This is a genomic window from Treponema rectale (assembly GCF_014202035.1).
Classification (GTDB): domain Bacteria; phylum Spirochaetota; class Spirochaetia; order Treponematales; family Treponemataceae; genus Treponema_D; species Treponema_D rectale.
The window spans coordinates 51,632-68,170 of the sequence record NZ_JACHFR010000002.1; the positions used below are offsets into that span (position 1 = coordinate 51,632).

At 37.3% G+C, this 16,539-nt stretch carries 9 protein-coding genes; 4 read left to right on the plus strand and 5 right to left on the minus strand.

Features of this window, described 5'->3' with window-relative positions; all coding sequences use genetic code 11:
• Positions 1–13 precede the first annotated feature (13 nt).
• The 4 genes from HNP77_RS04805 to ptsP are packed head-to-tail and all read right to left on the minus strand — an operon-like array spanning position 14 to position 4,978.
• Complete coding sequence (locus HNP77_RS04805; RefSeq protein ID WP_184652039.1) at positions 14–1,369, minus strand: small ribosomal subunit Rsm22 family protein; 1,356 nt, start codon at positions 1,367–1,369, stop codon at positions 14–16.
• Positions 1,359–1,691, minus strand: coding sequence for a MerR family transcriptional regulator (locus tag HNP77_RS04810; RefSeq protein ID WP_184652040.1), 333 nt, complete (start codon positions 1,689–1,691; stop codon positions 1,359–1,361). Before HNP77_RS04810 ends, HNP77_RS04805 begins: the two co-directional genes overlap by 11 nt.
• Positions 1,691–3,220, minus strand: a complete 1,530-nt coding sequence (gene der, locus HNP77_RS04815; protein ID WP_184652041.1) for a ribosome biogenesis GTPase Der — start codon at positions 3,218–3,220, stop codon at positions 1,691–1,693. Before der ends, HNP77_RS04810 begins: the two co-directional genes overlap by 1 nt.
• A gap of 51 nt (positions 3,221–3,271) precedes the next feature.
• Positions 3,272–4,978, minus strand: a complete 1,707-nt coding sequence (gene ptsP, locus HNP77_RS04820; protein ID WP_184652042.1) for a phosphoenolpyruvate--protein phosphotransferase — start codon at positions 4,976–4,978, stop codon at positions 3,272–3,274.
• Positions 4,979–5,065: 87 nt separating this feature from the next.
• Here ptsP and HNP77_RS04825 point away from each other — a divergent pair, with 87 nt between their 5' ends.
• Genes HNP77_RS04825 through HNP77_RS04840 form a run of 4 tightly spaced genes read left to right on the plus strand, consistent with a single transcriptional unit; the run spans position 5,066 to position 15,335 of the window.
• Positions 5,066–6,202: an exonuclease SbcCD subunit D gene (locus tag HNP77_RS04825; protein WP_184652043.1), complete on the plus strand. Its 1,137-nt coding sequence runs from the start codon at positions 5,066–5,068 to the stop codon at positions 6,200–6,202.
• A complete protein-coding gene (locus tag HNP77_RS04830; protein WP_184652044.1) occupies positions 6,199–8,979 on the plus strand; it encodes an AAA family ATPase in 2,781 nt (926 codons plus the stop codon). The genes HNP77_RS04825 and HNP77_RS04830 overlap by 4 nt, the downstream gene beginning before the upstream one ends.
• Positions 8,980–8,992: 13 nt before the next feature.
• Positions 8,993–11,767, plus strand: a complete 2,775-nt coding sequence (locus HNP77_RS04835) for a PD-(D/E)XK nuclease family protein (RefSeq protein WP_184652045.1) — start codon at positions 8,993–8,995, stop codon at positions 11,765–11,767.
• Complete coding sequence (locus HNP77_RS04840) at positions 11,679–15,335, plus strand: UvrD-helicase domain-containing protein (protein WP_184652046.1); 3,657 nt, start codon at positions 11,679–11,681, stop codon at positions 15,333–15,335. The genes HNP77_RS04835 and HNP77_RS04840 overlap by 89 nt, the downstream gene beginning before the upstream one ends.
• Here HNP77_RS04840 and HNP77_RS04845 read toward each other — a convergent pair.
• Positions 15,325–16,518, minus strand: a complete 1,194-nt coding sequence (locus tag HNP77_RS04845) for a hypothetical protein (RefSeq protein WP_184652047.1) — start codon at positions 16,516–16,518, stop codon at positions 15,325–15,327. The two genes, HNP77_RS04840 and HNP77_RS04845, sit on opposite strands and share 11 nt — an antisense overlap.
• Positions 16,519–16,539 lie beyond the last annotated feature (21 nt).

The following is a 16,539-nucleotide window of genomic DNA, read 5'->3' on the forward strand; positions in this document are numbered from 1 at the left end:
GAATCAAAAAAAACTAATCAAGATAGATTATTTTTGCACCGCTCTTCCAGTCTTCGTGAAATTCCTTTTTCGGATATGGAATTTTAAACTCTTCTCCAGAAAGAAGGGGGCGTGCACTTTGAACAAGAAGCAGACCTTCTGAAGAACAGGCATAGTAGCCCGTCCTGTTTTTAGGAAGACGAATTGGATCACTGGCAATCCTGAATCTCAAATCTTTCAGATCTGAGGGATTCTCATTTTTCTTTAATTCTTCTTCACGACGGCAGGCAATGAAGGTAAGGACAGCCCTTTCTTTTGGAAGGGAAGCTTTTTCTGATAAAACACGAAGTTTTTTTGGCGCATCTTCCGTACTGAATGCGAAATTGCACCATTTTCCACCTGCTTTTCCGTCCATAGGACATTCCTCACAATGAGTACATGGCGCATACATAATACACTTCCGCCTTAAAAATGCATCCCTCAGCAGCGAGATAAAACGGGCTGCCTTAGGAAACCCCGGCTCAACAAGAAGAACGCCGCAGTCTTCCTTAGCATATAAAAGTATTTTTTCCGCATATTTTTTTGCAAGATAATCAGGAGGCATTTCAAAATCCTGAACAACTTCATTAAACATATTTGCACTGGCAACAAGAGAAACTTTTTCTTTTAAAGAAGCTCCGAATTCACCTTTTACACGAATGATGTTCCAGCCTTCACACTGAAGGGCTGCAGCAACTGAAAGAAAAATATTTTCTCCGATGGAAAGTGCTCCCTGAGAAATATCCATGCAGTACCAGGTAAGCTTAAGTTTTCTTAATTCTGGTCTTGCAAGAAAAAGAGCCGTTACCAGAGTAAGAGGACCGGAACCTGCATCTAAACACACATCTCCATCCTTTAATTTAAAAAAGTCAGGACTTAAATTTGCAAAAAGTCTTGTCAGGCGGACGAGATTCCACTGCATGAAATAATGAACATATGCCATTAAGAATTCCGGGCTGTTCATGTAACCGACCCTTCTGTCTCCGCGTTCATCCGTAAGTTTATGACTGAGGGTTCTTATCAAACCCGGAAGCTGAGCCCGCTGTTTTGAATTTAATGGATGTGTCGATGAAATCACTGAATCGAATTTTTCAAGCAGTTCAGCTGCATCTGACGGAATGTTCTTTACATCAAACAATGAACCTGTTTTTTCAACTTTCTTCTGAGATGAAAAATATTTTACCTTCGGCTTTTCTTTTTCTGCAGGAGTTTCTGGTTTTTCAGCCGACTTTGCAGCTTTTCTTGCCGCATGTTTATTTGCTTTTTTTTCAAGAGCTTTCTTCTTTAAATACGGGGTCATTCCCTGCTTTACTTCCCACCATTTAAGCTCGACTTCTTCATCATTTTTCATTTAATTTTGTCTCCTGAAGTTTCAGATACAACTCACTTAAAGATTTTCTGATTGAATGAATTTGTTCCAGTGATGCAGCATTTTCTGAAAACTTCGCACTTTCTGCAATAATCCTGTTTCTTGCATTTTCAATCGAAAGACCTTTTTTCTGAATCAAGTATTTCATCCGAAGAATAATATCAAGATGACGCTGAGTATAGACACGCCGTCCGGAATTACTTTTTTGAGGAGCAATTGCCGGAACAACTTCTTCCCAGTATCTGAGGACATGAGCCTTTACGCCTGTCAGTTTTTCAATTTGACCAATCGTAAATTGTGCCATTAATTATTGTTGTTTTCCCTGTCCTGCCATTTCTGACGGCTTGCTTTCATTTCTATCTGAACCGGAATCTGATCAAAACCAAGGTCTTCGCGAATTCTGTTTTTCAGATATGTAACATAACTCTGAGGAACATTATCCGGGCGTGTTGCAAAAATCAGAAAATTTACCGGATTAATACTGGTCTGAGTCATATAACGAATTTTAAAATGAATTGCCTTTGTTGCAGGCGGCGGATACTTAAACAGCCAGTCCTGAAGAGCCATATTAAGAGCTGCCGTATCCACTTTACGGGTAAGCTGTTCATAAAGAGTAAGGACAGTATTCATAAGATTTTTTATTCCGTCTTTATTCTTTGCACTTAAAGGAATTATCGGAGCCCAGTTCATCTGACCGAACATAGTTTGAATCCAGTCCTGTGTTGCCCGGACAGCCTTATTACTCTGATCCTCCATAAGATCCCACTTATTGAGAACAAAAATTACCCCGCGGCCTTTTTCGAATGCAAGAGATGTAATTTTTTTATCCTGCTCTGCAAGACCAAGCTGCGCATCAATCATGATGAAAGCAATATCACATTCATCAAGAGTTTTTATGGCACGGTTAACAGAATAATACTCAACATTCTCTTTTACTTTTGCCTTTCTTCGTATTCCTGCCGTATCAAGAATCTGAATATCCCTTCCATTGTAGCGGAAGTTTCCTTCAACAACATCGCGGGTTGTTCCGGCATAATCACTTACGATTGAAGCTTCTGTATGAGTTAAAGCATTACTTAAAGTTGATTTACCGGTATTTGGTTTTCCGAGAATTGCAATACGGATAGGCCGTTCTTCCTCACTGCCTTCTGTAACAGCAGAAAAATCAATTCCTGAAACCATATGTTCCTCAAGTTCAGGAAGATTATCTCCATGACGGGCAGAAATAAAAATCAAATCCTTAAAACCGAACTTCGCATAATTATATGCAAGATTTGTATTTTTACCGCCTTCCGTTTTGTTAACGGCAGCAATCAGTTTTCCCCAGTAAGGTCTGAGGCGTAAAATAAGTTCCTCATCTTCCGCAGTAACTTCTGTTGCATCAAGAAGAAGAAGTATACGGTCAGCCTTTGCAAGCATCTGTACAGTTTTTTCTACAACCAGATCATCCATTTCACTTTCGCGGCTTGTAACATCACGGGTAAGTTTATAACCGCCGGTATCCATAAGATGAACCGGTTTACCTGCTATAAAACAGGTTCCCTCAACAGGATCTCTCGTTACACCTGGAGTAGGATCTGTAATTGCCCTTTTTGTATGAGTCAGTGCATTAAACAAAGTAGATTTACCGACATTCGGCCTTCCCGCAATAACAATAAGCGGAAGATTAAAATAAACCTTATCCGGATAAAACTTCTGAACATTCTGCTTGCGTTTACTTTCTACATCCAGAACAGCTTCTCTTTTTTCTTCAACTTCTACAATTGTTTCTGAAACTGTTTCAGCCTTTACCGGCTTCGGTTTTGAAAAATCAGGCTTGCGTTTTTTTTTCATCGCACACACTTTTAAACACCCTTCAAATAAAATTTATAAGAATCATTAAAACTAAAAAATTGAATTAGAAGAAAGATTTTCTAATTCTTCAATTGAAAACTGCGAAAGAATTTCCTTTATGACAGAAATCTGTTTTGGAGCCATACTTAATTCCCTGATTCCGAGACCTGCAAGGATTATAACGCTCTCTTTTTTTCCTGCCATTTCTCCACAAATAGAAACAGGTATCTTTTCATGTTTTGCAGCATCTATTGTCATCTTTATAAGACGGAGAACAGCAAGATTGAATTCATTATAATAAGGAGCAACGGAAGGATTTTCTCTATCAATTCCTATTGTATACTGGGTAAGATCATTAGTTCCGAGAGAAAAGAAATCACAATGAGTTGCAAAGCAGTCTGCACATATTGCAGCGGCAGCAGTTTCAATCATAATTCCCACAGGAACATCTGCCCTGAAAGGAATATTATCTTCTTTCAAACTGTACTGAACTCCTTTTATTATTCCGAGAACAGTATCAACCTGAGAAACATCTGTAATCAACGGAAGCATGATGCGCATGTTTCCATATACACTTGCACGATACAGTGCCCTGAGCTGAGTTCTGAAAACCTGTGGATAAAAAAGCGAATGCCGGATTGCACGAAGTCCCATAAGAGGATTTTTTTCTACATTCGACGGTATTTCTTTTGAACCGATGTCTTTATCTCCACCGGAATCAAGGGTTCTGATTGTAACAGGCTTATCTCCCATAATTTCAAGAACTCTTTTATATGCCTGAAACTGCACTTCTTCACTTACGGAATTACTGTAAGATGCATTTTTATTTCCATTTGCTTTCATGGAATCCATAAACAGGAATTCCGTCCTGAAAAGACCGATTCCGTCTGCACCTTCTTCAAGAGCAATCTCGGCTTCTTCAGGCGTACCGATATTTGCATAAAGCTTAAAGATAACGCCGTCTTCCGTCATGGCCGGCTTATTTCTAAATTCCTTTAAGCGTTCCACACGTTTCTGTTCTGCGACAATTTTTGACTGAGACTGCATGAGGGTTGCCGAATCAGGAGCAACAACAACTTCACCAAGATTACCGTCTACTATAATCTGCTGCCCTGTCTCTACCTGAGAAGTAATGCCATCAAGACCTACAACTGCAGGAATTCCATAAGTGCGTGCAAGTATGGCAACATGGCTGGAACTTCCGCCTTCTATAAGTGCAAGTCCTGCAATTTTTCTTTTATTAAGAATGACTGTATCCGAAGTCTTCATGTTACGGCCGACAATGACTGCATTTTCCGGAACCAGTTCTATGTTGAAAGGATGATAATCCAAAAGAATATCAAGAACCTGGCCAAATACGTCTTCTATGTCTCCAGCCCGTTCTGCAAGATAATCATTGCCGCTGTTTCTCAAGCGGTCCGCATATTCATCAACCTTCTGGCTGATGGTATATTCAATATTATACTTATTCTTTTCAAAAGAAGCTTTTACTTCCTGTAAAAATACCGGATCTGCCAGCATAAGGAGGTACGTCTCAAGAATAACGCGGTTCAAATCTTCCTGAGAAAGGCCGGAAAGAGATTTTTCTATAGATTCCTTTACTTTTATACAGGCAGATTCAAAACGGGACCATTCATATTCAACTTCTTCATCAGAAATTCTATTTTTATATATTACACGTTCCGGTGTTTCCGGTAAAACAAAGGCATTTCCTATTCCAATTCCGCCAGAAGCAGAAATTCCAAGTAAAACATTCATTCCTATATATTACCCATATTTTTTTATGTGGTCAATTTTATATTTTAGGGGTATATTAGTTTAGGGAAAAAACGGCAGGGGACAGAGTTGAAACTTATCCATACATCAGATTTACACTTAGGGATTTCACTTTACGGCTATTCACTTATAGAAGACCAGAAATACATTCTTGACCAGATTATTCAGATTGCAGAGGACGAAAAAACCGATGGAATAATAATAGCAGGAGACGTTTACGATAAATCAATTCCATCAGTTGAAGCTATAAAACTTTTTGAAAATTTTCTGAAAGAAGCAGCAGAACGTAAAATAAAGGTCTTTATTATCAGCGGAAATCATGACAGCGCGGAACGGCTTACCTTCGGTTCTGAATTTATGAAAAGCAGCGGGATTTATTTCAGTGACAGCTTCTGCGGTTCGGTAAAATCCGTGCAGTTAAAAGACAGTTTCGGAAATGTAAACCTCTGGCTTCTTCCCTTCATAAGGCCTCAGAATGTACGTCCATACTTCAGCGACAGAGAAATTCCTGATTACAATACCGCTGTAAAAACAGTCATCGATTCTATGGGAATCAACGGTACTGAACGCAATATTCTTGTAACGCACCAGAATGTTACAAATGCAATAAGATGCGACTCAGAAGAACTTATCTTCGGCGGACTTGATAATATAAATTCAGATATTTTTTCTGACTTTGATTATGTTGCTTTAGGACATATTCATTCACCACAGCACATTCAGAAAGAATCCGTAAGATATTGCGGAACACCATTAAAATATTCCGCATCAGAAATCAATCAAAAAAAATCCGTTACTGTTATTGAACTTAAGGAAAAATCAAACCTGAGCATCAGAACAAGAGAACTTCAGCCCTTACATGACATGCGTCAGATTAAAGACAGTTTTGATTCAATAATAAAAAATGCATCAGTTGATACAAAGGATCATGAAGATTACATCAACATTGTTCTTACGGATGAAACAGATATTCCTGATGCCATGTCCCGATTAAGGCAGGTTTATCCGCGTACTCTTCAAATCGAATACGACAACTACAGAACACAGCACATTACAGATTCCATTAAAATGAGCAGCGTAAAAAAAATGAATCCTGAAGAAGTTTTCAAAGCTTTTTATTATGACAGAACGGAATCAGAACTCACCGAAGAACAGACAGAATATTTAAAAACTGTTATCGAAGAAATCTGGAGCAATGAAGAATGAAACCTATAAAACTTAAAATGACAGGCTTTGAATCGTACTGCAAGCCGGTGGAAATTGACTTTGAAAAAGCCGGGAAAAACGGTCTCTTCCTTATTTGCGGTCCAACCGGAAGCGGAAAAACAACTATCTTTGACGCAATTACCTATGCTCTTTACGGCGAACCAAGCGGTGACACAAGAAAAGAAAGCATGCTTCGCTCTACACTTGCAGATGAGACAATCCCGACAGAAGTTGAATTTACTTTTGAAATAAATTCAAAACGTTATACTGTAAAAAGAAATCCAAAATATACACGCAAAGCAAAAGTTGGTAATAAAACAGTAACTGAGAATGCAAATGCTGAACTTATTTTTCATGACGGAAGAGAAAGCATCGTTCAGAGTTCCAAAGTTACGGCAGCGGTAGAAAATATTTTAAAACTCGTAAAAAAAGATTTCTGTCAGATTTCAATGATTGCACAGGGAGCTTTTCAGAAATTCCTGCTGGCACCGACAGAAGACAAAAAGACTATTTTCAGAGAAATATTTAAAACCTCAAAATATCAGCAGCTGGAAGAAAAACTTGATGAAAATGCAAAACTTCTTGAAGCTCAGTGCAGGGATGCCTACACATCCATATGTCATTACATCAGTCTTATGGATGTATATGAAAATGAAGTCCTTCAGCAGCAGCTTGAAACAATAAAACAAAAAAAGATACCGGAAGAAAACGATATTACGATATTAAAAGAAATTCTAAACGATAATTCAGTTAAGCTTGAATTGAATGAAAAAGAAATTAAAAAAACAAATTCTGCACTGAACAAAATCAACGAAAAAGTAACCCGCGCAAATGAAAAAAGAAAAATCATCGAACAAAAGAATAATCTCGAAAAAGAAAGCCTCAGCATAAAAGAAAAAATAAACGGCGCTCAAAAAATCCTTGAAAACGCACTTTCCCTTGAAACCGAAAAAAATAAGCATACAGAAGAACTGACTCTAATAAAAAATTCCCTTGCGGACTACAGCACGCTTGAAGAATCAGAAAAAACAATCAGCAGCCTGAATAAAAAAAATGCAGAGCTTCAGAAAAGCATAACTTCAATTACAAAAAAAATAACGGAACAAAAAATTGAACTCGAAGAAAAAAACAAACAGCTTCCGCTTTTAGAAAAAGCCGGAGAAAATTATATTTCAATAAAAAACAAACTGGAAGAAAGCTCTACAGATTTTGACAAATTAGATAGCCTGCTGAAAAAAATAAAACTTTTCACTGACGAAAAAAAAGAATTGTCTTCCTGGCAGGAAAAATCAAAAGCTGCTTCCGAAGAATATAAAAAAACAAATACTCTTTACATAGAAAAAAAACAGCTGTTCTTTATGGAACAGGCAGGTATTCTTGCACAGGATCTTTCTGAAAATACTCCGTGTCCGGTATGCGGTTCTTTAACTCATCCGTCTCCTGCAAAAAAATCAGGACATGCACCTACAAAAGAAGAACTGGATATTTTTGAAAAAGATGCCGAAGACGCCAGCAAAACCTTTATTTCCATTTCAAAAAAAGCATCAGAAATGAATGCAAGTATTTTAAATGAAGAAAAAAACATTTATGAAAGTGCAGGACAATTTTTTTCTGACGAGGAAATAAAAAGCGAAGAACTGGAATTAACTGTAACGGAGAAAAAAGCTGAATTAAAACAGACAATAACTTCACTGCGTCAGGAACTTCTAATTGAAAAAGAAAACGCTGAAAAGAAAAACAAACTTCAGGAAGAAATACCTGCATTAAGAAATTCCATACAGAACGCAGAAGCAGAACTTTCAGAATTAAAAATTAATGAAGGTAAAACAAAAACAGAACTTCAGGAAAAACAGAGTTTCATTGAAACACTCAAATCAAAGCTTTCATTTGATTCAAAAGCAGAAGCAGAAAACCAGCTGAATAAACTTTCCAGCCTTATTACTCAAATTGAAAAAAAGATAACTGAGGCAAAAGAAACAAAAGAAATTCTTGAAAAAAAAGATGCAGAAATTTCAGGACAGCTTAACCAGAGCAGACAGTTATTGGATTCCTTTAAAGATATTGATGAAGGTAAAATTTTGAAACAGCAGGAAGAACTGCAAGAAAAAAATGAACAGCTTGAGAGAATTCACAATACATTACTGCCGGTATACTCTACATGCAAAAACAGTATTGCCAGTATAGAAAAAACATTCTCAGAAATTTCTAAAATAGAAAACAGACGAAGAATGGTAAGTGACCTGGCTTCAATTGCAAATGGTGCTGTTTCTGCAAACGGAAAAGTAAGGCTTGAAACTTATGTACAGGCCGCTTTCTTTGACAGAATAATAGCAAGAGCCAACAGACGGTTCCTTGCCATGTCATCAAAACAGTTTGAGCTTATTAGAGATATTTCTGTAGAAAACCGCCGCAGTCAGATAGGATTAGATTTAAATGTAATCGATCATCACAATGGAAGCATCCGGGCTGTAAGCACGCTTTCAGGAGGAGAACAGTTTCAGGCTTCATTATCCCTTGCCCTCGGGCTTTCTGACGAAATACAGGAGTCTTCTGGAGGCGGTGGAATTCATTTAGATTCCATGTTCATAGACGAAGGTTTCGGAAGTCTTGATTCTGCAACACTTGATAAGGCAATGACTTCCCTCTCCGGTCTTACGGCAAATGACAAAATCATCGGAATCATTTCTCATGTCGAGGAACTGAAAAACAAAATTGACAGTAAAATAATTGTTAGCAAAGATATAAACGGAAACAGTTCAGTTATAATTGAAAACTAAACAGGAAATAAACATGGAAGAGAACAACATCATAAAAAAAGCAATCACAGAAAACATTACAAATCAAAATACAGTATTTATTTTTCCTACACAAAACGCAGCAGATTTATGGGCAGACTATATAACTTCAAACGGTCCGGTAAAAGCTGTTGCCATGGAACGCTTTATTGCATGGGACAACTTCAAAGGGACATCCATACGCTCCCAAAATCAAAACAAAAAATCTGTTCCTTCTACAATGAGAAAAATATTTGCTGACAGACTCATCTCTGAAAACGCAGAAAATCCTTTTTTTAAAAATCTTATTACTCCGGAATACGCAGCTTCTGCTTCAGGTTTTACAAGCTGGATAGCCTCTCTCTTACCGGGACTTGCAGTATGGAAAAAACAGTTCGAACTAAAAAATCTTACCCCTGATGAAGAAGATGCAGACCTTCTTGAACTTTACAAAAGATATTCAGCCTTTCTTGATTCTCATTCGCTCTTTGATCCGGCATGGGAAACTCCGCCTTTTAAGAAAGACGGCAACACATACATCCTGTTTTTTCCTGAAATCCTATCTGACTGGTTTGAATACAAAACAATTCTGGAAACAACCCCTGACATAAAAATAATTCATCTTGATAAAAAAGAATACGTTGAAGCTCCTGTAAAGATGTTCAGTAATTCCAGGATTGAACTTACCTATGCTGCACTTCAGATAAGAAAACTTCATGAAGAACAAAATATTCCATGGACCGACATTGCCCTCAGCATTCCAGATATGGAAAACTATGGTCCCTATATAGACAGGGAACTGACCCTCTGTGAAATTCCTCATGTCATGAGAATGGCAGCGCCGTTAACAGCAAATCCTACAGGTGCTTTTTTTAATCTTGCACAGGAATGCGTTACATCAAACTTCAGTTATGAATCCGTAAAAAATCTTTTACTGAACCAGCAGCTTCCCTGGATTGAAAACCTGCCTGTAAACCGTTTTATAAGTTACGGTCAGAACAATCACTGTCTATGCAGTTACGAATACAAAAATGAAAAAATCGACATCTGGAAAAAATCCCTCGCTAAAAATTACGACATGGAAGTAGAAACTTTTTATAATGATTTTTCCAGCCTGCTGAAAAAAATGGTAAACAGCAGCAGTTTCTCACAGATTCGTGATAACTATTTTGCATTCCGGAACAGTTTTTTTGACATGGACTTATGCCCTGAAAAAAGCGACAGAATAATAAGCCGGTGCATCAGCGAACTTGGAGCCCTTATTGATCTTGAAACAGAATTCTCTGAGTGTAATTTAAAGAATCCCTACAGCTTTTTTGTAAGCTGCCTTTCTGAAGCAAATTATCTTGAGCAGTCAAAAACAAATGGTGTTACGGTTCTTCCATACAAAACAGCAGCATCATCACCCTTTAGCTATCACGTAATTATTGACTCAAGTCAGAAATCGTTATCTGTAATTTACAAAGAGCTTTCTTTTCTGCGAGATGACAAACGTAAACAACTTTTTGGAACTGATTATGAAGACAACAATGCCTCACAGGAATTCATTCAATTGTACTGCATGAACTCTCTGAAAGGACTTCCGATTTTTACCTGCAGTGCAAAAACCTTTACAGACTACGCTCAAAGTTCAAGTTATCTGATTCCAGAAAACCTTACAAAATGTACAGATGAAAATATTCTCAACGCAGGCGATACATACAATGAAGAAAAAAACTGGCTGCTTAATAACGCTGCAGTACCGGAAAAATTTTCATCCATACAAAAAAATGGTGCGGACTTCTGGATAAACTGTCAGTCAAAAAAAGATCAGACAATTCCTCAGGAAACCGTCAGACTTATAGAAAATACAATAAATGAAAAAAGAATGTCCGGCGATAAAATAAATATTTCCGCAACAGTGCTGAATCAGTTCTTTCAGTGCCCAAGAAAATGGCTTTTCAATTCAATTGCAAAATTACGTGAAGAAACAACAGAAGCTGAACTCATGCGCAGTACTGAACTGGGAGATTTATATCACAAGGTTTTTGAGCTCTACTGCAACTTTCTAAAATCAAAAGACATGGCGATTATTGTAGAAGATGAAAAACTACCTGAAGAGAATAAAAAAATTCTTAAGCAGGCTGTTACCACAGCAATAAAAGAAGCACAAAAAAGCTTTCTGACGACAGAGCTTCTTTCAACTACCGAAAAAGCCCTTTCAGATTTGATGAACACCAGCATCACAGGATTTTCCAGAACTTTCAACGGCTGCAAAATTATTGCAACAGAAAAAAATTACAGTTATACCGACGAAAAAACAGGAATCCTTTTTGAAGGAAGAATAGACTGTCTGCTTTTAGACCCGGATGCAGAAGAATACATTCTTGTAGATTTTAAAAGCCGCAGCATTCCTAAAAACATATATCTGACGGAGGATGACTCAAATCTTCTTCCACTTGAAGAACAGGAACTTCCAGATTTTCAGATGCCGTTTTATATATACCTGCTTAGAAATCAGACACCGGCTGTTAAAATTGAGAACTGCTGCTTTTTTAACGTAACAAAAGCAGAAGCTGTCCCTGTTACAGGAATTTCCATCTATAACAGGATTTATAAAAAAACAAAAATTTCACCGGAAGATTTTGAACCAGTCATTAGCAAAATGATTGAATGTTCAGAATACTATGCGCAGCATATAACAGACAGAAATTTTTCTGTAAATGACAACGCTCAGGATTTTTCAACTTGCAGCAGCTGTTACTACAAAGCAATCTGCAGACGAACCTTTACAGTCAGCAGAAAAAACTAAAACCATAAAAGAAGGACTGATTACAATGGCAGATACAAAAAAAAATATTCCTGATGAATTTCAATCCGCAGCAATAAAAGCAAAAAAAAATTCTGTAGTAAGCGCAGGAGCAGGCTCTGGAAAAACAAGTGTTCTTTCCCAGCGATTCTTAGATCTTGTACAGAACCGGAACTGTAATGTAGATGAAATACTTACCCTTACATTTACAAAAAAAGCTACAATAGAAATGTCCTCAAGAATTTACGATGTCCTCAAAAAAAATTCACCGGAAAAAGCAGCTGATTTCTATAAAGCAAACATAAAGACCTTAGATGCATACTGTAATTCCGTAGCAAAAGCAGGTTCGCATTTTTACGGTATATCACCAGACTTCACTCAGGATAAAGAAACCGCTCAAAGAAAAATTCAGGAAATGGCCCTCCCATTCATTTTAAAACACAGGGACAATCCTGCAATAAAAGCCCTGGTAAAAACAAACGACTATGCAGAGACTGCACAAGCAATTTTTGTAGACGTTATTGCAAACAACTCTACTGTCGTAACTCCAATTGATTTTGATGCAGACCTTAGCCGTCAGAAACAGCTCATCATCAAAGCCTGGGATGAAAACCAGAAAAAAATATTTTCTGACATGGATAATTTTTTAGGCCTCTGGAATTCTGTCCCGGAAAATCCAGGCTCCAGTATCTACGTAAAAGCACAGGAATATCTTAGAGACTTTACAAAACCATATAAAACAGAACTCACTTTGACAGCTGTAGAAAACCATTCAACGGAAGAAATAGAAGAAACCTTCTCTACCCTGGCATATTTCTGCAATACACCAAAAGTCGGCAGGTTAAAGAATTTAAAAGAAGCAAATGAATACCTGATATCTGCAGCAGAAACTCTGAAAATACTTCAGCAGATAATAACATACGTTCAGAGCCTTGATATTATAGAAGCACTCTTTCCGCTGTTAAAAGAATTTCAGAAAGCCGCAAATGACTTTAAGAGACAGAGCGGAATACTGTCATTTAAAGACATTTCAGATATTGCACTGAAAACTCTCATTGAGCATCCTGAAATAAGAAAAATTGAAAAACAAAAATACAAAGCAATAATGATTGACGAATTTCAGGACAACAACCAGACACAGAGAGACATGCTGTTCCTTCTTGCAGAAAAGCAGGACCGCATGGACAAATCCGTTCCTTCTGTTGACGAACTGGAAGAAGAAAAACTTTTTTTTGTAGGCGATGAAAAGCAAAGCATTTACAGATTCCGTGGAGCAGATGTTTCTGTATTCCGAAAACTGTCAGAGGACTTTAAAGACGGAAACCTTCAGATGTCCACAAACTACAGATCACATCAGTCGCTTATTGCAAGCTTCAATACAATCTTCGGAGGAATACCTTTTCCGCCTGCATTGAATTCCACAGAGAAAAAAGACTTGCAGCCGTCTGTATTTTATACGGAACAAAATGAAGAGGAATTAAAAAAAGAAGGACTTTCCATTCCAGAATACGAAGCCGTATATCATGAAGTAACGCTTTCTAAATCTGCAAAAGAACAAATTACTGCTGAAACTTACAAAGACATTTATCAACCACACATTCACCTTGCATTTACAGATGATTCAGAAACAGAAGCTGAATGGGTTGTACAAAAAATAAAAGCCCTGATTGAAAACGGAGCTGATGAAAATAAAAAAGTTTCTCCGGGAGATATTGCAATACTTTTCAGAAGCTATGAATCACAGGCACTATACGAAAGAATTCTCCTCAAGCATGGAATTCCATATAACACGGAAACTGTAAAAGGTTTTTTCTCTGACGGACCGGTAAACGATATTTTCTCTTTCCTCAGATTATGTGCCTACCCTTATGACACGCTTTCCTACGCACAACTGCTTCGCTCTCCTTTTGTTAATCTTTCAATTACAGAAGTCAATGCAATACTTATTAAAAACAAGGAACCCTTTTCTTCAGAAAATGAATCCCTGCTTTCTCCAGACGGATGCCTTCACTACAAAAAAGCAGCTGAACTTTTTATTGAATTAAAAAACAAATGCAGGACCGCCTCACTCACCGAACTTATAGACACATTATGGTACGAAGCCGGTTACAGATATGAAACTCTATGGAACACACAGGTTTCAATGTATTCAAAACTCTATGATCTTATATTTGAATTTGCCAGAAAATGTGAATCAGAAAATATGAGCGTAGCTGCCTTTGTCGATGAATTAAGAAACTATAAAGATGACAGGAAAAAACTTGAGGATATGGATATTCCTATTGTACAGCACGAAGGCGTTCACCTTATGTCCATTCATAAAAGTAAGGGACTTGAATTTGAAATTGTATTCATTCCCGTTACAAACAAAAAAGGAATGGCTGAAAAAAACACCCTGCCTGTATACTTCAGCAAAAACTACGGCTTTACAATAAATACAGTTGCAACAGAAGACTCACACAGTGACAATAAAAACATAAACTATTTCTTTACGCTTGCAGAAAAAGAAAACATTCAGAAAGAAAATGCTGAACTGCGCCGTCTTACATATGTAGCTTTGACCAGGGCAGTAAATTCCCTTTACATTTCAAAGTCAAAAGAAGATCCTGCAAATATTTCTCCAGAAAAATTTACACCGGGAAATGAAGAAAGATTAAGTACAATTTACAACACACTTTTCCCGGTAATAAACTTCTACAAAGAAAAAGAGGAGCTTAACTTCTGCCCTTTTACCTTTGAAGATATAGAACTTAATGATGAACCTGAATCATCCCTCAAGCACAGACGGAATACACAGGAAGCAAAATACATGCTTCTGGAAGATATAAAAAAGCTGGATGTCTACAGCGAAACCTCCGGAACAAAAATCCTTTCTCTTGATAAAGTTCAGCCACGATATATTCTCCCGAGTCAGTTGTACCATGAGGAAGAAAACCTCAGCAGGGAACAGTTCTCAGAATTATCAGAACAGGAAAAAGCAGCTCCATATAAAGAAATAGATGAAATCATTATTCAAAGCATACCTGAAAAAAAATCCGACAGTCCCGTCAGACCAAGATTCAGTTTTACTGATTTCGGAACAATTGCCCATTCCTTTCTTGAATCAGCCCTGTCTCCGGAAAAAAATCTTCCTAAATACTCAAACAAAGACATTATCGGACTTGAAAACAGCAGGACAAAACTTGAAACCGTAACAAAGGCATGCAATAAAATGACGGATGCATTTCTAAACAGCCCGCTGGGTCAAAAAGCCGTTAATGCAGAATGGAAGAAGTGTGAATATGAATTTAAATATCACGCTGACGGCTACATCATCCACGGAACCATGGATCTTATTTTCAAGAATTCAGACGGTACCTATACTGTTGTAGATTACAAAACAAATCAAACAATAAAACCGGAAATGTACTATAACCAGCTCAGCGCTTATAAAGAAGCAGCAAGCCAGATGCTGGGGCTTCCTGCAGAAAAAATAAAATGCTCACTGTTTTATCTGAGGTACGGAAAGGAAGTTGACATTACAGAAAAGTGCAGCAAACCTTTAGACTGGAAAAGCATAATTACCATGTAACCCCCATTCCAAAAGAATAAGTTACATAGTCCTCACGCTTTACGTCCGTTAAAGATGAATTGACAAAATCATTTATCAGCGGCGTAAGGTTCCAGTCAAAATTATAATTTGCTGCTGCCGTAAAAAGAAGATAACCTATTTTAAAATCAAGACCAGCGCTTGCCTTTAATGTAAAATGATTATCGGTTGCAATTTCTGCAGCCCCCTGAACATAAGGCCTGAAAAATTTAGTAATACTCATATTCAAACCTGCAAGCAGTCCAAAATCATATATTGCCGTACTGTCTATGGAAGTAAGGTCATAACCAACAGTCGCTCCTGCAAAACCAAACCGTCCCATTCCCCATGTAAGGCTGCCCCTTACAAAAACAGGCTCCTTCTCCCTGATCTCAACTTCACCAAAAAATACCCGTCTTCCACTCTGCAATGAATCATTTCCGTCTTCAGATTCATCCTGAAAATCTGAGTTTTCATCAATCCCGGCTTCAGATTCAAGTATTGAAGCACAGCGTTCATAATCTACCTTAATCTGATAGTCACTTCTTATTTCAACCTGAGTCTTTTCTATAAAAGTAACATGCTTAAGATTTTTTTCTCCGACAGAAAACAATGGTTTATCAATTCCATTTCTGCTTTCATAAAAAACAACTGAATGAGGAACAAATCTATATTCAGAAGCTGCTGCCCATTTTTTAATAGAATAATTAAGTTCAGCAGAAAGAATTATTCCGGAATTATTCAAGAGTTCATTATAAATCTCTACAGAATATTCATAATCTTCCTTCTGATGAGATGTCATCCGTTTAACCGGTGTAAATTTCTTTCCTGTAAAAACGGAATAAGGAAGAGACAGCTTTTGGTTAAACAGTTTTTTTCTTCCTGCAATATCTGCTTCAAGAAAAACATCCCACCCCTGCTTTTCCTTATCATAATTTCCTATCCGCAGTTTTAAGCCGTTATCAGTTTTTACGACAAAATTTTCATTTTCAAAAAGGTCATATATATCAGACAACTCATTACGAAGCTGACGAACAGTTCTGGAAGAAACATTATCATCTGATTTAACTTCATTTATCTGAGTCTTTAAGTTTTCAATATACTCAATATATTCCCCGGGAGTCTGTGCAAAAAGACATCCTGACGCAAATATATAAACAGTTATAAAAATTATTTTTTTCAGCATAAAAGTACTCTCCATTTTAAT

Coding starts and splice junctions, on each gene's coding strand:
- ptsP (WP_184652042.1), bottom strand. CDS start 4,978: ATGAATGTTTTACTTGGAATTTCTGCTTCTGGCGGAATTGGAATAGGA.
- HNP77_RS04830 (WP_184652044.1), top strand. CDS start 6,199: ATGAAACCTATAAAACTTAAAATGACAGGCTTTGAATCGTACTGCAAG.
- HNP77_RS04810 (WP_184652040.1), bottom strand. CDS start 1,691: ATGGCACAATTTACGATTGGTCAAATTGAAAAACTGACAGGCGTAAAG.
- der (WP_184652041.1), bottom strand. CDS start 3,220: ATGAAAAAAAAACGCAAGCCTGATTTTTCAAAACCGAAGCCGGTAAAG.
- HNP77_RS04845 (WP_184652047.1), bottom strand. CDS start 16,518: ATGCTGAAAAAAATAATTTTTATAACTGTTTATATATTTGCGTCAGGA.
- HNP77_RS04835 (WP_184652045.1), top strand. CDS start 8,993: ATGGAAGAGAACAACATCATAAAAAAAGCAATCACAGAAAACATTACA.
- HNP77_RS04805 (WP_184652039.1), bottom strand. CDS start 1,369: ATGAAAAATGATGAAGAAGTCGAGCTTAAATGGTGGGAAGTAAAGCAG.
- HNP77_RS04840 (WP_184652046.1), top strand. CDS start 11,679: ATGACAACGCTCAGGATTTTTCAACTTGCAGCAGCTGTTACTACAAAG.